Here is a 21,074-nt window from a genome sequence, read left to right as displayed (position 1 = left end):
ACTGACCGCGCAAACCCAGAACCTTGACGAAAAAGTCCAGCAGTTGAAACAGCTGCAGCAAAACCAACAGTCGTTGGCAAAACTGCAAGAACAGCTTGCCGCTCAGACCAAAGACAGTGAGTTGAAAGCCGAACAGGTGAAGCAACTGCAGCAGACCAGCGCCAGGCTGCAGGAGCAGTTGACCGCGCAAACCAAAGATAATGAGCAGAAAGCGCAGCAAGTGATGCAGCTGCAACAAAATAAGCAAACCGTCGCAGAGTTGCAGGCACAGCTAGTTATCCAGACCAAAGACAGCGAGCAAAAAGCCGAGCAGGTGAAACAGTTGCAACAGGCCAGTAGCAAGCTGCAAGAGCAACTAGCCGCACAAACCAAAGCCAATGATGAGAAAGCGCAACAGCTGAAACAGCTGCAACAAAACCAGCAAGAGCTGGTCAAGCTGCAGGCTCAGTTAGCTACTCAGGCCAAGGACAGCGAGCAGAAAGTGCAGCAGGTCAAACAGCTGCAGGAACAGTTAGCCGCTTCCAGTAAGGATAATGAGCAGAAAGCCCTGCAGGTGAAGCAACTCCAGCAAGGCCAGCAAGAGTTGGCCAAGTTGCAGGCTCAACTGGCTGCACAGGCCAAGGATAGCGAACAAAAAGCGCTACAGGCCAAGCAGTTGCAGGAGCAATTGGCGCTGAATAACAAAGATTTCGTGCAACAAGCTCAGCAAATGAAGAAATTGCAGCAAGAGCTGCTAACGTTGGCGAAACTGCAAGACCAACTGACCGTGCAGACCAAAGACAGTGAACAGAAAGCGCAGCAGATAAAGCAGCTGCAAGAACAGTTGACGGTTTATGGCAAAGATAACGATCAGAAGGCTCAGCAGGTTAAACAACTCCAGCAAAGCCAGCAGGAATTGGTGAAGTTGCAGGAGCAGTTAGCCGCTCAAACCAAAGACAGTGAGCAGAAAGCGCAGCAGATTGCCCAGTTGCAGCAGGCTAGTCAGCAGGAGAGTACCAAGCTGCAGGAGCAGTTGGCCGCTCAGACTAAAGACAGCGAGCAGAAAGCCCAGCAGATCGTTCAGTTGCAGAAGACGGGTCAGCAGGAGAGTGCCAAGCTGCAAGAACAGTTGGCCGCTCAGACCAAAGACAGCGAGCAGAAAGCCCAGCAGATAGCCCAGTTGCAACAGGCGAGTCAGCAGGAGAGTGCCAAGCTACAGGAGCAGTTGGCCGCTCAGACTAAAGACAGCGAGCAGAAAGCCCAGCAGATAGCCCAGTTGCAGCAAGCAAGTCAGCAGGAGAGCGCCAAGCTGCAAGAGCAGTTGGCGGCACAAACCAAAGATAATGAGCAGAAGGCGCAGGATCTCGCCCAACTGCAGCAAAAGCTGACTGCAGCCGAGAAAAAGCAAACGGCTGGCACGTCCGTGGTCACGGAGCCTAAAACGCAGGTGGAAAAACGCGATTATGCGATCGGCACCGCGTTGGGTAATGACATCCTGGATTTGCTCAACAGCAAAAAGACGCAGGGTGTAGACGTGAACCGCCAACTGGCGTTGGCAGGCGTGACCGATGTGATCAATGGCCAGACCAAACTGGCCAAAGAACAGATTGCCAAAGCCTTGTATGAAAGTGAGTTGGAGCTGAACGATCAGCATAAAAAGATCAAACAGCAGAACGAAAAGCAAGGCAGCAGCTATATCGATAAGTTCAAGAAGCAGCCACGCGTTGTTCAGTCTAAGCAAGGCTTCTATTACCGCATCGACTATGTTGGCGATAGCGTGATTGGTGAGGGGGATACCGTCGCCGTGGTGGTTAAAGAGAGCTTGACCGACGGTAAAGTGATCAAGGATATGGATCTGGCCGGGACGTCAATTTCGCAGCCGCTGAGCGCCTATCCACCGCTGTTCCGTGAAGCGCTAGGCAAGTTGAAGAACCACGGTAACATGACGCTGGTGGTGCCACCTGAACTGGCCTATGGCGAGAAAGGCATGGCACCGGATATTCCACCGGGCGCGACCATGGTCTATAACGTACGCATCCTGGATGTAATACCGGCCTCCGAGCAAAAAGCTCCATAACCCTATAACAAACCCGCCAGATGATTGGCGGGTTTTCTTCTATCTGAACCATGCTGGGGACTGGCAATGCCCCAGTGTGGTGCAGAACCCGGTTTTACCTCTTCATCCATTCCCATCTTATCGTTAACTTTCATTATTTTTTAATCAATTAGACTGATAACACACCGCTTGTTCTGCCTGGCCCGTTTTTTGCTGTAGTTGCAGTAGTTGATATTGAACGCAGTTAACCGCAGGTAGGAGCCACGATGAATTTCAGACGCTTGAAGTATTTCGTAAAGATCGTCGATATCGGCAGCCTGACTCAGGCGGCGGAGGTGTTACATATTGCGCAGCCTGCGCTGAGCCAGCAAGTTGCCACCCTGGAAGGGGAACTGAAACAGCAATTGCTGATCCGAACCAAACGAGGAGTGATGCCCACGGAGGCCGGCAATATTCTTTATGCGCATGCGCAAACCATTCTTCAGCAGTGCGAGCAGGCCCAACAAGCGGTGATCAGCAGTGGGGAAACGCTGGCTGGGCAGGTGGCGGTCGGCCTGGTGCAAGGTAGTGCGGCCTCGCAGTTGGCGCTGCCGCTGTTGCAAGCGGTACGCGATCGGCACCCTGGGATTTTGCTGAGCCTGCATGAAAATATCGGCAATACGTTGAGCCAACAGGTGGTGACGCAGGCTCTAGATATGGCGGTGATGTACGGGCAGAACATGCCACCGAACCTGAGCGTCACGGCGTTGGCGAAAGAAGATTTGTATCTGGTCGCAGCGAGAAGCATCCCTCATCCGGGCAACAGCATCGATTTATCGGCGGTGAGCCGGTTTAATCTGTTCTTGCCGCGGGAGGGGGACGTGGTGCGCGACCTGGTTGATGAGGCTCTGGCGCTGCGCCAACTCACGGCGAATGTCATTGGTGAGATCGAATCCCACAGTATGCTTTGCGCCGCTATCGCTAGTGGAATGGGGGCGACGATCCTGCCAGAGTCGCTTGCCAGGGCGACGATCGGCCCAGCCAAGGCCTGGATGATCCGTCTCAATGCGCCAGCGCTTTCGGTACCGCTGGCGTTGGTGGTTTGCGGCCAAAAGCCGCTCACTGCGGCGGCGGGAGCGGTGAGGGAAATCCTGCTGGAAATTACCGCCAGCCATCATCAGCCGACGCGAGTGCTGGCTTTGGCGCTGTAGGGGCGCCGCATGCGGCGCCAGTCCTTTGTATCAGCGGAACGGAGGCTCGTTGAAGGTGCGTAGTTTGCGTGAGTGCAGATGTTCACCTTCAGCCCGCAGCAGGTCGATGGCACAAATCCCGATCTGCAAGTGTTCAGAAATCGCACCTTCGTAAAAACGGTTGGCCTGGCCTGGTAGTTTGATCTCTCCGTGTAGCGGTTTATCAGATACGCACAGCAACGTGCCATAAGGCACCCGGAAGCGATAACCCTGTGCCGCGATGGTGGCGCTTTCCATATCGACGGCGACGGCGCGGCTGAGGTTAAAGCGCAGCGCGGAAGCCGAATAGCGCAGCTCCCAGTTGCGATCGTCGGTGGTGACCACCGTACCGGTGCGTAACCGCTGTTTTACCGCTTCTCCCGGCATACCGCTTACCGTTTTGGTGGCGTCATACAGCGCGCGCTGAACTTCCGCGATGCTTGGGATTGGGATATCCGGTGGCAGAACTGAATCTAAGACATGATCGTCACGCAGGTAGGCGTGGGCCAACACGTAATCGCCAATCGACTGGCTTTCTCGCAGGCCGCCGCAGTGGCCAATCATCAGCCAGGCATGGGGCCGCAGCACTGCCAGGTGATCGCAGATGGTTTTGGCATTGGAAGGGCCAACACCGATATTGACCAGCGTGATCCCCTGGCCATCGTTGGCGATCAGGTGATAGGCGGGCATCTGGTGGTTTTTCCAGGCCAGATCGGACACCGTCTGCTCTGGATTTGGCGTTTCTGCCGTCACAAAGTTCCCGCCGGCGCAAGACAGTGCGATATAGGGGCTGGCCGGATCGGCGATCTGGCTACACGCCCAGCGGACAAACTCATCAACATAGCGTGTGTAGTTGGTAAACAACACAAAGTGCTGAAAATGTTCCACTGGCGTGCCGGTGTAATGCCGCAGGCGGGCCAGTGAGAAATCGGTCCGCAGTGCGTCGAAATGGGAGAGTGGAAAATGGTTGGCAAAAGGAGACAGGCCGTCTGCATTTTCATCGCCAATCTGCGCCAGTTCGGTGGTGGGGAAATGCTTGGTAAGCCCGGCACTCATGGTTCTGTCCAAGGCCAGATCGGAGCCGTCAATCACATAAGGGAAGGGGATCTCTTGTTGAGAGGGAACGACTTCGATCACGGCGGCATATTCACTGGTCAGCATTGCTAGCTGTTCGGCAAGATAAGGGCGGAACAGCTGCGGCCGGGTGATGGTGGTGGTGTAGCTGCCAGGCCGGGTAAAACGGCCATAGGCGCGAGTTCTTGGATGATCGGGGTGTTCACCATCCCAGCGTACACGTAGTTCCGGGTAGGAAAACAGCCCCGAGGCACGGGCCTGCGCCTCTGGTAGGGTACCATCCGCGATAAATTGTTTGATGGCAGCGCGCAAGGCGTTGACCGATGCGTCATACAGAACTTCGAGTTGGTCGAGGGCTTGCAGGGCAGTCAGCGACGTATTGTTAGGGGTATTCATTGTTTTTCCTCGGTTCTTGCGATACCCCAGCATAGCGTAAAGCGTTGGCCGAATGAATCTATCTGCAACTGCACTTGTGTGAAGTCGCTATAAGGCTCAGGGACCTTTATTGCTGACAAAACCGTAATCGGCTCGTGGCGTTGGGGCGTTGCATACTGCGCCTGCTTGGATAATAAATGGAGCAGATTGGGTGCCAGGATAGCGTTTATCTCCATGAGGTTTCTGTTGTTAAAGCTGATTGTGTCCAGCTATGATGGAGCGCTGAGTCTGCAAAGGGCGGGCTCAGAAGTAGGCATGGCGTCTGGTTGATGGGCGCGGTGCGTTTGACCTAGGGAGACATAGGGATATGGAGCAGGGAGCTTCCAGCCAGACACCTGGCTATTTACGTTTTACGCCAGGGCAGCCACTCTCGCTTTGGCACCGCTGTGTTGCCCGCTTGCTAGTGCACTTCTACTATTCTTCCCTGAAATTCATGACGCCGAACGGGCAACGTATCGATCCGTTGGACGGCAAGATACCAACGCTGCTGCTAGCCAGCCATCGCAACGGAGCGACGGACGGTTGGGTATTCAACCAACTTTTGCCCGTCGCGCAGTTTCTCACCTCGGTTCAACTGCTGCGCTCGCGCTTTCTGCGGTTAATGTTCGCGGGGATCCCAGTCGTTCGTGATAAGGATCGCCAGCGTTATGGTTATAGCCGCGCTCAGGCGGGGAACCCTATTGTGCATGCTATCGCTCATCTTAAGCAGGGCGGCAGTGTGATCGTCTTCCCCGAAGGTACCAGCGAATGGGGGCCAGGGCCGCAACCCTATTATCCTGGAGCGGCGAAAATTATCCGGCGGCTGATGCAGGATAAATGTCGTTTTCAGGTAGTGGTTGCCGGTTGCTTCTATCGGGCTCCGGATCGCGTTGGCTCTGGCGTCGAACTGATGGTGGGTGAACCTCTGGTTCTGCCTGAGCAGGGCGATGTCAGCGCAGTAGAGTGGGAGCAGAGTATTCAACAGTGCCTGAGCCAGGCGTTGGACAGCGTCTCTGTTAACTGCCGTGATGAACATATGCTGGCTCAGGTGGAAGCGCAGGCCTGGAATTCTCTCCGTGATGGGGATTCTTTCGCACGGGCGTTTAAGCAGGCAGAGCAGCAGACGTTAAGTGAGCCTGTTGTCGCTGCCCCGCAGGTAACTCATTCTTTATGGGATCAGCTGTTATGGCGGCTGTTCATCCTCACTCTGTTACCGGTGTGGCTTGCTGGCTGGTGGACAGGGCGCCGCGCCGATGGCCGCAATACCACCACCTTTTTCCGCCTTGCTGGTGGTTTCGCCATGGCGCTGGTTTGGCTCCCCTGTTTGTTGATAGCCGTGATGTTTTATCCTTGGTTGTTGCTGCTTTATGGTGCGGCCGCGTTAGGATGGCTGCGGCGGGGTAAATTTGCAGGAGGCAAAGCTTGAATAGTCGTATCGAACCTCATCCAGGGGTAGCCAAGTATGGCGTGAGGTTCAGCTATCGCTGCTACCTTGGGGTGATTGCTCTGATCTTGATGGCCGGGATAGTTAGTGCCATCCGCCTGGGGGACCGCCAGTTTATTATCCCCGGTGCGTTTGGCCTGTTTGCCCTGTGTTTGCTGTTCAAAGCCACCTATGCCCGTTCGGAACGTTGGAAAAGTTGGCTTGGGGTGATCCAGTTTGCCTGCAGTTGGCTGGTTTTTCCGCTATTCAAGGCGATCCACCTGGTGACACAGAGATCCTTTGATACCGAGTTACTGGCGTTAGACCGCGCACTGTTTGCAGGCGTTGGCGCGACTGAGCGAGTCCGCGTGCTCGAAAATTACTGGCTTTCGGAAATCCTGAGCCTGTGTTATCTCGCCTTTTACCTGCTGATACTGGTGCCAGTGATCGTTTATGCCGTTAAGCGTAAAACGCAGGCCAGCCGTGGCTTCTTCTATGGTTTGATGCTGATGTATCTGTTTGGTTTTATCGGCTATGGCCTGATCCCTGCCGCTGGCCCTTACCTGCAATTCCCCGGACTCTTTACCTATCCGCCGCTTGGGGGCGCGATCACTGGTTTTCTGGTGGGCCTGGTTGCACAGGGAGGGACCGGGATGGATGTGTTCCCCAGCCTACACTGCGGTATCAGCCTGTATATTCTCGGCTATCTGCTATTGCAGCGGCACTGCTGGATAGCCTTGCTGATCTTCCCCGTTGTTGCCGGACTGGTCTTGGCAACGCTCTATCTGCGCTACCACTATGGCATCGATCTGATGGCGGGGACATTACTCGCCAGCTCGGTGCTGGCGTGGTTGCGCAACTGCGGTTATTTTCGTCACGATGCCACGCTAAGGATATAGCACATGCACGTAGCAACAGATTTTACGTTGGTCTTTTCCGATGTCCGTGCCACCGAGCTGCAACTGAGCGGGGGGAAAGGTGCCAGTCTGGCACGCCTTACCGCTGGTGGTTTACCGGTCCCTCCAGGGTTTATCGTTACCAGCGGGGCATACCGCCAGTTTCTCGCCCCTCTAAAATCACAGATCGCCGCTATTTTGCAGCAGAGTGACAATGTCGCCGCGCAGAGTCAGAGTATTCAGCAACTGATTCGCGCACAACCTATTGATGAGGCGCTGTCGCAGCCGATTGTCGAACGGTTGCAGGCAATGGGGGGGGAGCACTGGGCAGTTGCCGTACGCTCGTCTTCCACCTTTGAGGATTTGCCAGGCGCCGCCTTTGCCGGGCAGCACGATACTTTCCTCAATATACATGGAATGGCAGAAACCCTCACAGCGCTACGGGATTGTTACGCCTCCTTGTGGCATGAGCATGCGATGCTTTATCGCTCTCGCCTGGGGCTTGCCCACCTGGATGCCTCAATGGCGGTGGTGGTACAGAAGATGGTGGAGATGACGGCAGCAGACAGTGCGGGGGTCGCTTTCTCGATCGATCCTGTGCAGGGCGATCTGAACCGGGTGCTGATTAATGCCTGCTTTGGGCTGGGCGAATCGGTGGTCGGGGGAGAGCAGGAAATCGATGAGTTCCGCGTAGCGCTACCAGACTTTACTGTGGTGGAGCGCAATATCGGGCACAAACGCGAGATTATCCTCAAGGATACTCAAGGGGTTAAGCATCTGGCACTCTCTGCCGAGCAGATGGGGCAACCCTCGCTGACCGATGCCCAGTGCCAGATGGTGGCAAAAATGGCCCGGCAGGCGCAGACATTCTTTGGTTTTCCACAGGACATCGAGTGGGCGTTTTCTGCCGGAGACTGCTATCTGCTGCAATCACGGCCAGTGACCTATGTACCTGAACGCTGGACGCGTGATGAGTCCGCAGAGCGCTTCCCCAATGCGGTGACCCCGCTGACCTGGGATCTGGCCGAAGAGGGTTTCCATGAATCGCTGAACTTTTCCTTTGAGTTGATGGGCCTGCCGCACTTTGGTGGTAAGTGGTTTGCTATCAAGAATTTCTATATTTATGGCAATCAAAATGCGGTAGAGCTCTATGCGGGCGGCATGCCGGGGGGCATCAGCTCTATCGAACAACTGCAGGTGGCACTCCCTGAGCTGGCCAGGCGCTACTCTTGGGTTCAGGAGTTACCTGTTTTCTGGATGCGCGATCTGGATACCTACCTGTTAGAGATCGGTGCACTGCTACGTGAAGACCTTTCTGCCCGCAAACTGGATGAGTGTTGGCAATACGTACTGAACGTGCGCGATGCTGGTAAACGCTACTTCCTGCCTAATATTGCCATTTCACTAACTCAGCGCACATTGTATGCCGTGCTCTACCAGATCCTGAACATGTCGCTGGCGCCAACGGAGGCCAAAGCGATGTTTGACCTGCTGCTGTCGGTTTCCGATACCAAAACCGGGCAGGTGAATGCGGAGCTTTGGGAGCTTTCCCGGCAGATACGCAATGACGTGGCCTTGCAGCAGGCGTTTGAACAGTTGCCTTCAAGAGAGTTGGTCAATCAACTGCACGCCTACCCGGTATTTGAGGCACAGCTGACGCAGTTCCTGCAGCGCCATGGTCACCGTGAGCTGGACTTTGATGCCTACTATCCAACCTGGCTGGAGGCACCGCATATCGTGCTCGATCAGTTGAATATGCTGGTGGAGCTGGCCGATGAAGATTTGGCTGGACAGGCGTTGAATGCCAAGTTGGCGGCCTCGGCGGCACAGCACCAGTTTTTGAGCCAGGCCCCGGAAGGGATGCGTTATTTTATTGAAGAAGTGATCCGTCTGGCCCGAGTTTATACCTACCTGGACGATCTGGAGCATTACCAGACCACGCGCCTGACGTTGCCGTTCCGCAAAGGGATCAAAGAGGTGGGGGAAAGACTGGTGGAGCGTGGGGTATTGAGCGAGGCCAGCGACATCTACTTCGCACCGTTCAACGTGATTGATGAAGCGGTGAGGCAGGATCGGTTTGAACCACTGGCACAGGCGGTGCGAGATAACAAGGTGGGCTGGCAACAGGCTAAGCGGCAAAGCCCAGCGTGGAATTTCGGCGAGCAGGCCAATCCGGAAGACATCCCGACCGGCAACGAGTTGAAAGGCTTGGCGGGTAGCCCCGGCACCATTGAGGGCGACGTGTTCCTGATCCACAGCCCGGAAGATTTTGCCCTATTCCCCAAAGGAGCGATCCTGGTGGCACGCACCACCAACCCGGCCTGGACGACGCTGTTTTATCGTGCCAGTGGCGTCATTACCGAAAGCGGCGGGCCGCTATCTCACGGGGCAGTAACGGCACGTGAGCTGCAACTGCCCGCCGTAATGAGCGTCAAGGGCGTGATGACCCGTTTGGAGAACGGCATGCGTGTTCGGCTGGATGGTAAGACCGGAACGGTCAGTGTGTTGTAAGTTGCTCGAAAGAAAGCCCATTTAAATGAGTAAATGGGCCTTTTTCTACCCGCCATAAATCCCCGGTTATTAAAAACTAAAGCGTAACCAGGCAAACAGCACGTTGCCGTTGTTGTAGGTTCCGGGGATATAGGTGAACTGAACGGTTGCCTGCTTATAGCCAGCGGAGAACAGTGGCAGCACGATAGGCAATGGAATGTAGTTACCGAAATCCCGGCGTGCGGTGATCCCCGCCGTCACTCCAAGCCCAAGGCGGAAATCTTGATTCTGATCCAGATACCAGCCCTTTTCCCAGCCATAGCCGGCAATCGGCTGCCATTCATTATGGGAGTCTTTAAACATCATGGCATACAGGGCGCTCCAGTCTCCCTCTTCGTTATAGCGGGAGATCCCAAAGCCACCGCCCCACGGCATCTCATTGTAGTTATCCGTTTTTTCCTTGTCGTACATAAAGCGGGCGTGCCAACTGATAAAGGGGAGATACAAATCGTGGTATTGCGGATCCTCCCAGGTTTGTGCGACTCCGCTGGTTAAAGAATTCCACCAACCCGAGACCCTCCCGGTACTGGGTTCCGGTTCTGCTGCATGAGTTGGCATGGTTAGCAATAACAGCCCTGTCCAGACCACTGCAAGAAACATCCGCATAGCGTGCTCCTTTGATGAGTAATGACCCATAGTATTCTGTTTATGAAGTAATTTTTCTCTTTATAGGTATTGTACCAGCAGTATTACACTGACAAGTTAAAGTCTAGCCGATGGCTGGCGCTTTTCTGTCTGGTCCTCGCTAAAATTCATTGGCTGGTTTGTGGAGCGGATGGAGAGGAGGGGGGGCGAGAAGGGGCGCTGCATAGAGCGCCCGCTTAGAGAAATTACAAACCGCGTTGATCCATCAAAACAGCCAGGTCAACCAGACGGTTAGAGAAAGCCCATTCGTTGTCATACCAGGCGAGGATCTTCACCAGATTGCCGCCAATGACCAACGTAGACAGCCCGTCGATAATTGATGACCGTGGGTCACCCTGATAGTCGCTCGATACCAAAGGCTCATCGCTGTAGCCCAAGATATCTTGCAAGGGTCCTGAGGTTGCCGCTTTGCGAAATGCCGCGTTCACTTCTTCTACCGTCACATCACGTTTGAGCGTGACGGTCAGATCAACAATCGACACCACGGGCACTGGCACGCGCAGTGAATAGCCGGTCAGGCGTCCGTCCAATTCCGGGATCACTTTACCGAGCGCTTTCGCCGCGCCACTAGAATAAGGCACGATAGACAGTGCGGCGGCACGGGCTCCGCGCAGATCTTTTTCAGGTTGATCGTGCAAGGCCTGGCTGTTGGTATAGGCATGGGTGGTGTTCATCAAACCATGTTCAATACCGAAGCTTTGGTGCAGGACCTGTGCTGCCGGTGCCAAACCGTTAGTTGTACAGCTGCCGTTGCTAACCACTTTATGCAAGGCGGGATCGTATTTCTCATGGTTGACACCCATCACGACCGTGATGTCATCGTCTTTACCGGGCGCAGATAAAATCACCCGTTTTGCGCCACCCTTGGTGATGTGTACTTCAGCTTTGGCTTTGTCGGTGAAGAATCCGGTGGCTTCGATGACTACATCAACCCCCACGCTGCTCCACGCAATAGCGCCTGGATCGCGCTCGGAGAAGACGTGGATGGTTTGGCCATCCACCAGTAACTGCCCTTCAGAGGCTTCAACACTGGCGGCCAATGTGCCTTGCAGCGAGTCGTATTTCAGAAGATGAGCCAGGGTTTTGCTGTCGGTCAGGTCATTGATTGCCACTACCTGAAAGTCATTGCGACCCAGCGCGGCGCGCAGTACGTTTCTGCCAATTCGACCAAATCCATTAATGCCTACTTTGACCATGATGTGCTCCTAGGTGAGTTATCTGGTTCCAAAATAGTGCGTGGGTGATTTGGCGTAAATGACAAATAACAATCAATTTAGGACATGTTGCGAGCGTGAAAACGCTCTCGATAATCTGACGGCGTGAGTTGTAGATTTCTTTCAAACACGCGACGCAGGTTGAGGCTGTTGCCAAAACCCGTGGCGGTGGCGATTTGTTCGAGCTTATCCGAGCTTTGTTCCAGGTGTTGCCGTGCTACGTAGAGGCGGACTTCTTCCACATACTTGGCGGGGCTGATCCCGGTTTCACGGGTGAAAACGCGGGTAAAATTCCTTGGGCTCATGGCAACGTGTTCCGCCAGCCTTTCAACGGATAAATCGTCGGACAGATTTTGCAGTATCCACGTTTGCAGGTCCCGGATTGGACCAGGCGAGCTGGCTTGGCTGAGCAGAAAACGGCTGAACTGAGATTGTCCTCCGGGGCGACGCAAGAACATCACCAAGTCTTGGGCGACATCGCGCGCTAACGTGAAGCTGTGATCGTCTTCCACTAAAGCCAGGGTGAGGTCGAAGCCTGAACTGACGCCAGCGGAGGTCCAGATATTGCCGTCCTGAAGATAAATCGGGCCTTTCTCAACGTGGACATTGGGGAATTGAGCTTGCATCGCTTCAAGTAGCCGCCAGTGTGTGGTGGCTCGGCGGCCATCAAGCAAACCGGCCTGAGCCAATAGCCACGCACCGCCGCAAATCGATACGATCCGCCGTGCATACGGCGCAGCCTGACGCAGCCAACTGACGACGATATCGCTTTCCTCAACGCTCATACCTCTGCCGGTGATCATAATGGTGTCATGCGGCAGCGTAGGGTCAAGATCAGTGAGACGGTGATCGGCCAGTAGATTCAGCCCCGAGCCCCCATGGATCACGCGGTGCGCTTGGGTCGTGGCAATCGACACCCGATACGGTGGATGCGCGGTATCCGTCGGCCTCAAGCGGTTGGCTTGCATCAGGATATCGGCAATGCCCGTAGGCTCGAATAGCATGCCCCCTTCGGGGACGATAATCAAAAAAGTGTGCATGTCCTTAAAATACAAATTAGACAAAATAAGTCAAGCATGGGGTTGGGTTGGTGGATGCTGGCTGGGTTGATAGGTAGTAGGGGCATTGGGGGGAATGATGAGAAAGCAAGAAGCCTGCTTAGGCGGCTAAGCGAGGTCTTCGTCGTAAGTTGATTTATTCAAGCACGTCTGTAAATAACCATGATTACTCCTGATAATGCGATAGCCGAACCAGTAATTTCATAAATATTCAACTGTTGCCCAAACCAAAAATAAGCAAGAATCATGGTCGTTGGGGGCTCTAAATAGATAAGACTGGCGGTTTTATTAAGCTCACCTCGGCGCAGCATGATTGCCAGAAGTCCATAAGCGCCCAACGTGGAAAATAAAGCAAGCCAGAGCACAGCACCCCAGTTATCAAACCCTGACCAGTCGCCAAGGGAAGTTTGAAACAAGCAGATAATTGAGAAAGCTAGTACATTGATTATGGCTTGAATGAACATCAATGGAGGGAGTTTGATTTCTATCTTGACGTTCTTTTTCTGATAAATCGTTGAGGCCGTCAGGCTTAGCATCGAGATGAAGGGTAACAGATAAATCCAGAGGGGCAGCGGATCACCCTGATTAATAAGGGTTCCTCCTATAATAACAAAGCAAGTGCCGAACAGACCTATGCACAACCCAATCCATTGTCTTAAGATGAGTTTTTCTTTTAATAACGATCCAGAAAGCAGGGCGGTGGCGACGGGTTGCAAAGCTGCAATAAGTGCAACAATGCCTGCTTGCAAACCTAATTTAATGGCGTAAAAAACGCACACTAAATAAATAAACTGTCCAAATAAAGCTGTGATAACAATAAACTTTATTTTATTAAAGCTCCTCAATATAGATAATAAATTGTTCTTGAAGATAATTATCACAGGTAAGAGTAAGACAATAACAACTAAAAATCGTAGAAATAGAATTTGAAACGGATTATTATCACCAACGAGTATTGCCCCGATGAATCCTGAACTCCATGTCAGAACAAAACCTGCCGATAAAAGCATGTTTATCAAACGTGCTTTGGACAAAATCATCCCAAATCTTCCCATGTTATGGGAGCACAGTCGATAGCGGTATAAGCGGTACTAGCCATTTTTTTAGCTGTTCGAAAAGCCCCCCAGTTTTTTAACGTAGCAAGGATCCCATCGTCACCAGCGACATGCCAGAAAGTGTTTGAATCTATCTCTGGTAAGTAAGGGCAATACATAGAAAGAATAATCGAAATCCGTTTGCCTCTCGTTACTGGCGTGACAGCATGAAATACTTTACTACCATGAACATAAATCGTATCCCCGACATGTTTAGAAGGACTTGTAGCCACCCAATTATCATTGAGACGTGAAGTGAATTGGTTTTTTGGTCCTTTGAAGTAGATAAAATCGCCTCCCTCAAATTCCGCTTCATCGCTTAATAATATATTGAAGACGAAATTCATTCCATCGAGGTGCCATTTGGCGATTTTTTTATCCTTGCCATCCTCGTCATCAGGATAGTAATAGTTAACTTGCGTGGCTGCATTTCTGATGAGATGAGGAATAAGAGGAGCCTGAGCAATTTTAGATAAATTAAGTAAGAAGTTTCGATCTCTGACCATATCATGGATGAATTTAGAATACCTATCTGCCGCCCGAGTTCTTTTTGAAATAATAAATTGGCTACTCCTGGAGTAAGTCTCTAACTTTAGACAGGCCTCACGCAACAGTATCTCCCCTGCATTGGTTAAGACTTTGAAAGGGCCTTTCAAAGATGTCATATCCAAAATGCTATCCTCATAGTCACTTAAGGAGTAACCTAATTCCCTGAGGGAAATTAAATTATTACTATCTTGTTGTATTGCATAGCGACTTTCCCATTTGAAATCTTCTGAACTTATGCCGTGGGGAGGTGGGGTAGCTCTCAAGGCGGTCAGGACCTGTTGCAGACCTGTAGCGTAGGTTGGCAAATTTGTGGATAGTTTCATGATTGACATCCTGTAGGTTGTTTGGCATGTCAATTAATGGTGACAGGTCTAATCGTCAATGGGAAATAAGAAGTAAACTGTTTATAATAAGAGGAGCTTATGTTGCACCGGAATGCTAGGCAACTAACGTTAGAGCACATGCGCGTTTTTGTCGCAGTGATAGAAGCCAAAAGCTTTTCAAAAGCCGGAGAGGTGCTTGGAAAATCTCAGCCAGCTATAACGCAAATCATCAAAAAGCTGGAGGATATTCTGGCGTTACCTCTTTTACTACGTAAACAAGGAAGAGTTGAAACTCCAACGCTTGATGGGCGGATTTTTTATCTCAAAGCAAAAAAAGCTTTAGATTCAGCGAATGAGGCATACTTCTCCCTTCGAGGAACGCCATTTTCCGGGAAATTAAGAATTGGTGTTCTGGATGACTTTCAAGCCAAGTACATACCCATGCTGATCCGTTCTTGTCGGTCAATTTACCAGAATGTTGAACTTGAAATAACGTCAGAACTCTCATGGCGGCTGAATGAGGGGTTTTCAAAGGGTGAGCTCGACGCTATTCTTAACAAATATGTTTATGCCGATAATTTTTCAGAGACACCACTATCGGTCGAACCGCTCAGATGGGTAGCCGCGCAGGACTTTATATTAACATCAACGCCGGTTCCATTAGTGGTGTTTCATGAGGGATGTCTTTATCGGCAATGTGCCATTGATGCTTTAAACAAAAGCGAGACAGATTGGAAAATCGCCTATTCAAGCTACAGTTACAGTAATATTCAGGAAGCAATATCTGCCGGGATGGGGATTTCCCCCCTTCCACCGAGGGCTATGCTCTTAAACCACCGAGATATTTGCACCATGTCAACACTTCCTTCACTGCCTGATATCTGTATGACGATTAAACTCTCGCCCTCGCTGAAAGCCGACAGGATGGCTAATGAGATTGTCCGGCTGATCGCTCAAACGTTTGTTCAAGAAAACTCTTTGTTAGATCATGGAGGTGATGACTCACTTTTTTCTGAATAAATGTGCGTTTTTTGCCAAGGTTTGTGCGAATGCGTAACTTGTGCAAGCGTTGCTTGCACAATTGCCTGGCTACGATTGCGCTAATATTTGCATGCCCAGCTTACCGATATTGCCGTCAGTCACGGCTAGTATGAGATCCCGGGGGGATTTACTTCGGATACTGCAACGCCTTCCCCTTGCTCACCCCAGCGCGCCAGCACCTGTTGATACTCACCTTGCGCTATCGTACCGTCTAGCGCTACCTGTAGGGCATGAACCAGCCCGTTGCCCTTTTTGGTAGTGGTGGCCACATAGGCTTTCTTTGGCCCCAGCCCGACCACGCGGGTTTGGCCCGTCAGCGCTGCTTTGTAGGCGGCTACCGACTGCGGGCCGAACATGACATCTGCCCGTCCAGACTGAATATAAAGATTGCCTGAGGCGTCATCGGTCAGATAAATCGGCTGTGCGGGTTTCAGGCCCTCACGTTGATTCTGCTCGTTCCAACCCAGCAGAATTCTCTCCTGGTTGGTACCGGAGCCGACAATAACCCGCAGCCCCGCCACATCCTCGGGCTTACTGATAGATTGAATATCGCTGGTCGATTTGACCGAGAACGCCAGTGAGTCAGCGCGATAAGTGGCAAAATCAAATTTGGTCTTGCGCTGTTCCGTGACGGCAATGTTGACTAGCGCAACGTCATAGCGGCCAGAAGTGATCCCCAGTGGCCAGTCTTCCCAGGCGGTTGGCACCAGCTTCAGCTTTAGCCCCAGGCTGTCGGCGAGCAGCCGCGCGATGTCCGGATCGCTACCGATGCGCGTTTTATTGTCGCTGGCCAACAGCGCTAGCGGTGGTGAATTGAGCGCGGAGATGGCTACCGTCAGCGTCCCTGGCTCTACGAAGCGGTAATCTGCTGGGATCTTACCGATGGCCTGCGGATTTTTAGTTGTGCGGAGCGGTTGTTCATTGGCAGCCAGATCGATATTCCCTTGTGCCAAGGCGACGGAACTGAACCAGAGCAGCGCCAGAAGTGTATATTTCATTTTTTCCCTTAAAGGACTTTAGATAAGAATTGACGGGTGCGTGGGTGCTGCGGGCGTTTGAGCACCGCCTCGCTGTGACCTTGTTCAACGATCTTGCCATCAACCATAAACACCACCTGATCGGCTACCTCCCGGGCAAAACCAATCTCGTGCGTTACCACCACCAGCGTGGTACCGGAGCGGGCAAGCTTCTTGATAACGTCAAGCACTTCCCCCACCAGTTCCGGGTCCAGTGCAGAGGTGGGTTCGTCAAACAGCATGACGCGCGGGCGCAGTGCCAGTGCACGTGCAATCGCAATGCGTTGCTGCTGGCCGCCAGACAGATGACGCGGCCAAGAATCGGCTTTATCGCGCAGGCCCACCACATCTAACAGTTCAAGCGCTTGCTTAATGGCGTCCTGGCGGTTCAGATGACCATGGGCGATTGGGGCTTCAATCAGGTTTTCCAACACGGTGAGGTGCGGGAACAGATTGAAGTTCTGAAACACATACCCTACGTTGATGCGCTGACGCAGGATCTCTTTCTCCTTCAGTTCGTAAAGCTTATCGCCCGACAGACGGTAGCCGATGTAGTCGCCATCAATCTGAATAAAGCCTTCATCAACGCGCTCCAGATGGTTAATGGTGCGCAACAGCGTCGACTTTCCTGAGCCGGACGGCCCGAGGATCACCGTTACCGACCCGGGTGGAATTTCCAGAGAAACGTTATCCAGCGCCTTATGGCGGCCAAAAACCTTGCTGACGCCGGTAATGGAGATGTGGCCTAGGGTGTTATGCGATAGGGACATGGATCACCTCCGGTGCAGATGGGGCAGTCTTATGCGATGGGTTCTGTTTGCCCGCTTCCTGATTAACGGCGGAGCGGCGTTCGCTGCGTGCCAACCAGCGCTCGACGACGTGTTGCAGCAGCGATAACACGCTGGTGATCGCCAGATACCAGACGGCACCCACCATCAATAGGGGGATCACTTCCTGAGTGCGGTTGTAAATCATCTGGATGGTATAAAACAGCTCAGGCATGGCTAAGACGTAAACCATCGCGGTCCCTTTGGCGAGGCTGATAATTTCGTTGAAACCGGCAGGCAGAATGGTACGCAGCGCCTGAGGTAGAATAATACGCAGGGTACGCCGCCAGGCGGGTAAGCCTAGCGCAGCTGCGGCCTCATATTGACCGTGATCGACACCCAGAAAACCACCGCGAATGATCTCTGCCGTATAGGCACTTTGTACCAGCGTTAACCCCACCACTGCGGTGGAAAACTGGCCGAGCACGTTGATGGTGGCAAAGCTGCCGAAAGCAATATCGGTAAAGGGAATGCCGATGGAAAGCCGCTCGTACAGGTAAGAAAAGTTGTACAGAATAATCAGCACCACGATCAGCGGTAGCGAACGGAACAGCCAGATATAGGCCCATGCCAGGCTGTTTAACAGCCATGAAGACGATAGCCTCGACAGCGCGAGCGCACCACCGATGATCAGGCTGAGTACGGTGCCTAGCAGCGTCAGCAGCAAGGTCTGCGCTACCCCCGAGAGGATCACCGGATCAAAGAACCAGCGGGCAAAAACCGCCCATTCCCAGCGAGGATTAAAGGCGATCGACTGGACGACGATCGCCAATACAAACAGCGCCACGACGGCCCCAGCGGTGCGTAGCGGATAACGCGCCGGAACCACTTTAATGCTGGAAGATGAATTCATCGGTGGGCTCCTCAGGCGATATTGCTTTGACTGGCGAAGGTCAGCGTTTTGATAAAACGCAGGCGGCCGTCATAGGGCGGTACGCTGTACTCTTCATGGTCGCGGTGAACGTCGAACTGCGGTTCGTATCCTTGCCCCAGATAAAGCTGCACGGCTTCCGGCTGGCGAAATCCGGTGGTGAGATAGACGCGGCTATAACCCGCCAGCAAGGCACGACGTTCCAGTTCCCGTACCACACGGCCCGCCAGGCCCTGTTGGCGCAGTGACGGATGTGTCCAGATACGTTTCAGCTCTGCGGTATGCGGGTCAAAAGGTTTGTAAGCACCGGTCGCAATGATTTCGCCATCACGCTCCAGCACCAGAAACAACCCCTGAGGCGGCAGATACCATTGCACCAGTTCCACTTCGGCATCGCGGGAGAAATAGTCGCCATAGCGGGCGGCATATTCGCCGAATAACCCGTTGATAATCGGTTGCAACTCTTTGGCTTCAGGCGAAACATCACGAAATATGTCACTCATGTGGCCTCCTTAATCGCCTAATCCTGCCGGGTTGATCTCGGAGGCCGAAAGGCGCTCAATGCCTTCTCCCCAGCGGTTAAGCACTTTTTCATAATCCCCATTGTTGATAACGCCATTCAGCGCGGTTTGTACGGGTGCTACCAGGCCGCTGCCTTTTTTCAGCGTTACTGCGATATGTGCCGCTTTTGGCCAGCCACCGTCCACGCTCCCGGCCAGACGGGTTTTGCCAGTGAGTGCCGCCTTCCAGGCTCCAGTCACGTTCGGGCCAAAGAAGGCGTCGGCGCGCCCAGACTGCAGTGCCAGCGTTTGGGCTGCGTCGTCTTTGGTATAAATCGGGGTAAAAGGCTTCAACCCTTTCTGCTGATTTGCCTGATCCCAGGCCAGAAGAATGGCTTCCTGGTTGGTGCCAGAACCGACGATAATGCGCAGCCCGGCAATGTCTTCTGCCTTCTCAATGGACTTGATCGGGCTATCGGACTTAACGTAGAACCCGAGGGAGTCTTTACGGTAAGTGGCGAAGTCGAACCTCTCTTTGCGCTCCCTGGTAACGGTAATATTGCTGATAGCGGCATCATATTTGCCGGAATAAACGCCAAGTGGCCAATCCTCCCAGGAAGTCGGAACGACGTTAAGTTCCAGCCCCAGGCTATCCGCTACCAGGCGGGCGATATCGACCTCGCTGCCCAATAGCGTTTTGTTATCTTCGGCAAACACGGTCAGCGGCGGTGAATTGAGCGCTGACACCGCGACGGTGAATTTACCAGGGACGGCAAAGTGATAACCCTGCGGCAATTGGGCCACCGCCTGCGGATTGATCTTGGTATTGATCGGCGCCTTGTTCGCCTCCAGGCTGACGCCCGCGCCGTTAATCGTCACACTCTGTGCCCAGGCGGCAGGGCTAAGCGCCAGCGCCAGGAGTAATAGGGTTTTCTGCATAGCGTTGTCTCTTTTATCGTTATTGGTTTATTGCGGTGCGAACTGGTTGGCCGGCGAACTCAGACCCAGACTTTCACGCAACGTCGTGCCCGGGTATTCCGTACGGAAAAGGCCGCGTGCTTGCAGTACGGGCACCACTTCATCGACAAAACGCGGGAAGGTATCTGGCGTACCGCCCTGGATAATAAAACCGTCTGCTGCAAAGGTTTCGAACCAGTGCTGCAGGCCATCGGCAACCTGCTGTGCCGTACCGTGAAAGCGTGGGCGGGGAGTTGCGGCTTCCAGCGCTACCTGGCGCAACGTCAGGCCACGTTCGCGGGCATTACGCTTGATTTCATCGGTGGTGCTGCGAAAGCTGTTTTGCCCGAGCTCACCCACATCGGGGAAGGGCGCATCCAGAGGGTATTGGCTGAAATCGTGGTGCTCAAAATAACGGCCAAGGTAGTTGAGCGCGTCTTTGATGGAAACCAGGGCTGCGGTCACCTGATACTGGCGTTCAACATCCTCGGCATTTTTTCCGACAATCAGGCTGACACCCTGGAAAATATGCAGTTCCTCCGGGCTGCGGCCAAAGCGTTCAAGCTGGCTTTTTACGTCACGATAAAACTCCTGTGCCGCTTCCAGAGTTTCATGGTGGGTGAAAATAGCATCAGCATGGCGCGCCGCTAATTTTTTTCCGTCATCCGATGCGCCAGCCTGAAATATAATGGGGCGACCTTGTGGCGTGCGGCCAATATTCAGCGGGCCAGCCACCTGGAAAAAATCACCGTGGTGATCCAGCGTGTGTAATTTAGCAGGATCAAAATATTGGCCTGTGGCTTTATCGCGAGTAAATGCATCTTCTTCCCAGGAATCCCAAAGTCCTTTCACCACATCCAGGTATTCATCGGCAATGCGGTAACGCAATGCATGCTCAGGATGCTTTTCGCGGGAAAAGTTTTTTGCCGACCCTTCCAGCGGTGAGGTCACTACGTTCCAGCCAGCTCTGCCGTTGCTCAGATGGTCCAGGCTGGCAAATTGACGAGCCACGGTGAAGGGTTCACTGTAGGACGTCGATACGGTGCCCACCAATCCCAAACGGCTGGTAATGGCGGCGAGTGCAGATAATACCGTCAGTGGCTCAAAGCGATTTAAAAAATGCGGTATGGATTTCTCATTAATGTATAGGCCGTCAGCTACAAACAGGAAATCAAGCTTTCCCTCTTCGGCCTTGATGGCCATGTTTTTCACAAAGTCAAAATTAATGCTGGCATCTGCCTGTGCTGCCGGGTGTCGCCATGCGGACATATTGCCAGACGCGCCGTGTAATATTGAACCCAGGCGCAGTTGTCGTTTTAATGACATGTTTACCCCTCATTTTCAGACAATAGATTTTCCAAGGGATATAGATCCCCTTG

The 21,074-nt window shown here is 53.1% G+C and carries 16 protein-coding genes and 1 pseudogene; 6 read left to right on the top strand and 11 right to left on the bottom strand.

Features of this window, described 5'->3' with window-relative positions; all coding sequences use genetic code 11:
• Both ACKWMY_RS25680 and nac read left to right on the top strand, forming a co-directional pair.
• On the top strand, positions 1-2,056 hold a 2,056-nt coding region (locus tag ACKWMY_RS25680), incomplete at its 5' end, for an FKBP-type peptidyl-prolyl cis-trans isomerase N-terminal domain-containing protein (protein WP_409487331.1).
• 245 nt (positions 2,057-2,301) lie between these two features.
• The gene (gene nac, locus ACKWMY_RS25675; RefSeq protein ID WP_024530890.1) at positions 2,302-3,225 is read left to right on the top strand and encodes a nitrogen assimilation transcriptional regulator NAC; all 924 of its coding nucleotides are present in this window, start codon (positions 2,302-2,304) and stop codon (positions 3,223-3,225) included.
• A gap of 30 nt (positions 3,226-3,255) precedes the next feature.
• Here nac and ACKWMY_RS25670 read toward each other — a convergent pair whose 3' ends face one another.
• Positions 3,256-4,713, bottom strand: a complete 1,458-nt coding sequence (locus ACKWMY_RS25670) for an AMP nucleosidase (protein WP_024530891.1) — start codon at positions 4,711-4,713, stop codon at positions 3,256-3,258.
• A gap of 346 nt (positions 4,714-5,059) precedes the next feature.
• Here ACKWMY_RS25670 and ACKWMY_RS25665 point away from each other — a divergent pair, with 346 nt between their 5' ends.
• Genes ACKWMY_RS25665 through ACKWMY_RS25655 form a run of 3 tightly spaced genes read left to right on the top strand, consistent with a single transcriptional unit; the run spans position 5,060 to position 9,561 of the window.
• The gene (locus ACKWMY_RS25665) at positions 5,060-6,157 is read left to right on the top strand and encodes a hypothetical protein (RefSeq protein WP_211134758.1); all 1,098 of its coding nucleotides are present in this window, start codon (positions 5,060-5,062) and stop codon (positions 6,155-6,157) included.
• Positions 6,154-7,053: a phosphatase PAP2 family protein gene (locus tag ACKWMY_RS25660; protein WP_409487330.1), complete on the top strand. Its 900-nt coding sequence runs from the start codon at positions 6,154-6,156 to the stop codon at positions 7,051-7,053. The genes ACKWMY_RS25665 and ACKWMY_RS25660 overlap by 4 nt, the downstream gene beginning before the upstream one ends.
• A gap of 3 nt (positions 7,054-7,056) precedes the next feature.
• Positions 7,057-9,561, top strand: a complete 2,505-nt coding sequence (locus tag ACKWMY_RS25655) for a PEP/pyruvate-binding domain-containing protein (protein WP_409487329.1) — start codon at positions 7,057-7,059, stop codon at positions 9,559-9,561.
• A gap of 69 nt (positions 9,562-9,630) precedes the next feature.
• On the opposite strand, the gene pagP is transcribed toward ACKWMY_RS25655, so the two are convergent.
• The 5 genes from pagP to ACKWMY_RS25630 all read right to left on the bottom strand — a co-directional run bounded on the left by pagP (position 9,631) and on the right by ACKWMY_RS25630 (position 14,483).
• On the bottom strand, positions 9,631-10,158 hold the full coding sequence (gene pagP, locus ACKWMY_RS25650; protein ID WP_051372450.1) for a lipid IV(A) palmitoyltransferase PagP: 528 nt from the start codon (positions 10,156-10,158) through the stop codon (positions 9,631-9,633).
• Positions 10,159-10,430: 272 nt separating this feature from the next.
• A complete protein-coding gene (gene gap / locus ACKWMY_RS25645; protein WP_024530897.1) occupies positions 10,431-11,441 on the bottom strand; it encodes a type I glyceraldehyde-3-phosphate dehydrogenase in 1,011 nt (336 codons plus the stop codon).
• Between the two features lie 77 nt (positions 11,442-11,518).
• Positions 11,519-12,499 carry a GlxA family transcriptional regulator gene (locus tag ACKWMY_RS25640; protein ID WP_409487328.1) on the bottom strand — a complete coding sequence of 327 codons (981 nt, stop codon included), beginning with the start codon at positions 12,497-12,499 and terminating at the stop codon, positions 11,519-11,521.
• A gap of 158 nt (positions 12,500-12,657) precedes the next feature.
• A complete protein-coding gene (locus tag ACKWMY_RS25635) occupies positions 12,658-13,551 on the bottom strand; it encodes a DMT family transporter (RefSeq protein ID WP_309046783.1) in 894 nt (297 codons plus the stop codon).
• Between the two features lie 2 nt (positions 13,552-13,553).
• Positions 13,554-14,483 (bottom strand): hypothetical protein, encoded by a 930-nt coding sequence (locus ACKWMY_RS25630; protein ID WP_309046782.1) that lies wholly within the window; start codon positions 14,481-14,483, stop codon positions 13,554-13,556.
• A gap of 99 nt (positions 14,484-14,582) precedes the next feature.
• On the opposite strand from ACKWMY_RS25630, the gene ACKWMY_RS25625 reads away from it, so the two are divergent.
• Positions 14,583-15,503, top strand: a complete 921-nt coding sequence (locus tag ACKWMY_RS25625) for a LysR family transcriptional regulator (protein WP_309046781.1) — start codon at positions 14,583-14,585, stop codon at positions 15,501-15,503.
• Positions 15,504-15,628: 125 nt separating this feature from the next.
• On the opposite strand, the gene ACKWMY_RS25620 is transcribed toward ACKWMY_RS25625, so the two are convergent.
• The 5 genes and pseudogenes from ACKWMY_RS25620 to ACKWMY_RS25600 all read right to left on the bottom strand — a co-directional run bounded on the left by ACKWMY_RS25620 (position 15,629) and on the right by ACKWMY_RS25600 (position 21,021).
• A complete protein-coding gene (locus ACKWMY_RS25620) occupies positions 15,629-16,522 on the bottom strand; it encodes an ABC transporter substrate-binding protein (RefSeq protein WP_309046780.1) in 894 nt (297 codons plus the stop codon).
• Between the two features lie 8 nt (positions 16,523-16,530).
• The gene (locus ACKWMY_RS25615; protein WP_309046779.1) at positions 16,531-17,310 is read right to left on the bottom strand and encodes an amino acid ABC transporter ATP-binding protein; all 780 of its coding nucleotides are present in this window, start codon (positions 17,308-17,310) and stop codon (positions 16,531-16,533) included.
• On the bottom strand, positions 17,294-18,220 hold the full coding sequence (locus ACKWMY_RS25610; protein ID WP_309046778.1) for an amino acid ABC transporter permease: 927 nt from the start codon (positions 18,218-18,220) through the stop codon (positions 17,294-17,296). Before ACKWMY_RS25610 ends, ACKWMY_RS25615 begins: the two co-directional genes overlap by 17 nt.
• Positions 18,221-18,231: 11 nt before the next feature.
• Positions 18,232-18,741: a GNAT family N-acetyltransferase gene (locus ACKWMY_RS25605; protein WP_199061922.1), complete on the bottom strand. Its 510-nt coding sequence runs from the start codon at positions 18,739-18,741 to the stop codon at positions 18,232-18,234.
• A gap of 9 nt (positions 18,742-18,750) precedes the next feature.
• A pseudogene (locus tag ACKWMY_RS25600) lies at positions 18,751-21,021 on the bottom strand (NtaA/DmoA family FMN-dependent monooxygenase).
• Positions 21,022-21,074 lie beyond the last annotated feature (53 nt).

Origin of the sequence: Serratia sp. J2 (assembly GCF_046269175.1) — a bacterium.
Taxonomy (GTDB): Bacteria; Pseudomonadota; Gammaproteobacteria; order Enterobacterales; family Enterobacteriaceae; genus Chania; species Chania fonticola_C.
This window is presented reverse-complemented; position numbering and strand designations above follow the sequence as displayed.

Excerpts from the sequence above, each read along its gene's own strand:
- nac (WP_024530890.1), top strand. The coding sequence starts at position 2,302 with ATGAATTTCAGACGCTTGAAGTATTTCGTAAAGATCGTCGATATCGGC.
- ACKWMY_RS25670 (WP_024530891.1), bottom strand. The coding sequence starts at position 4,713 with ATGAATACCCCTAACAATACGTCGCTGACTGCCCTGCAAGCCCTCGAC.
- ACKWMY_RS25665 (WP_211134758.1), top strand. The coding sequence starts at position 5,060 with ATGGAGCAGGGAGCTTCCAGCCAGACACCTGGCTATTTACGTTTTACG.
- ACKWMY_RS25655 (WP_409487329.1), top strand. The coding sequence starts at position 7,057 with ATGCACGTAGCAACAGATTTTACGTTGGTCTTTTCCGATGTCCGTGCC.
- pagP (WP_051372450.1), bottom strand. The coding sequence starts at position 10,158 with ATGCCAACTCATGCAGCAGAACCGGAACCCAGTACCGGGAGGGTCTCG.
- gap (WP_024530897.1), bottom strand. The coding sequence starts at position 11,441 with ATGGTCAAAGTAGGCATTAATGGATTTGGTCGAATTGGCAGAAACGTA.
- ACKWMY_RS25640 (WP_409487328.1), bottom strand. The coding sequence starts at position 12,499 with ATGCACACTTTTTTGATTATCGTCCCCGAAGGGGGCATGCTATTCGAG.
- ACKWMY_RS25630 (WP_309046782.1), bottom strand. The coding sequence starts at position 14,483 with ATGAAACTATCCACAAATTTGCCAACCTACGCTACAGGTCTGCAACAG.
- ACKWMY_RS25625 (WP_309046781.1), top strand. The coding sequence starts at position 14,583 with ATGTTGCACCGGAATGCTAGGCAACTAACGTTAGAGCACATGCGCGTT.
- ACKWMY_RS25620 (WP_309046780.1), bottom strand. The coding sequence starts at position 16,522 with ATGAAATATACACTTCTGGCGCTGCTCTGGTTCAGTTCCGTCGCCTTG.
- ACKWMY_RS25615 (WP_309046779.1), bottom strand. The coding sequence starts at position 17,310 with ATGTCCCTATCGCATAACACCCTAGGCCACATCTCCATTACCGGCGTC.
- ACKWMY_RS25610 (WP_309046778.1), bottom strand. The coding sequence starts at position 18,220 with ATGAATTCATCTTCCAGCATTAAAGTGGTTCCGGCGCGTTATCCGCTA.
- ACKWMY_RS25605 (WP_199061922.1), bottom strand. The coding sequence starts at position 18,741 with ATGAGTGACATATTTCGTGATGTTTCGCCTGAAGCCAAAGAGTTGCAA.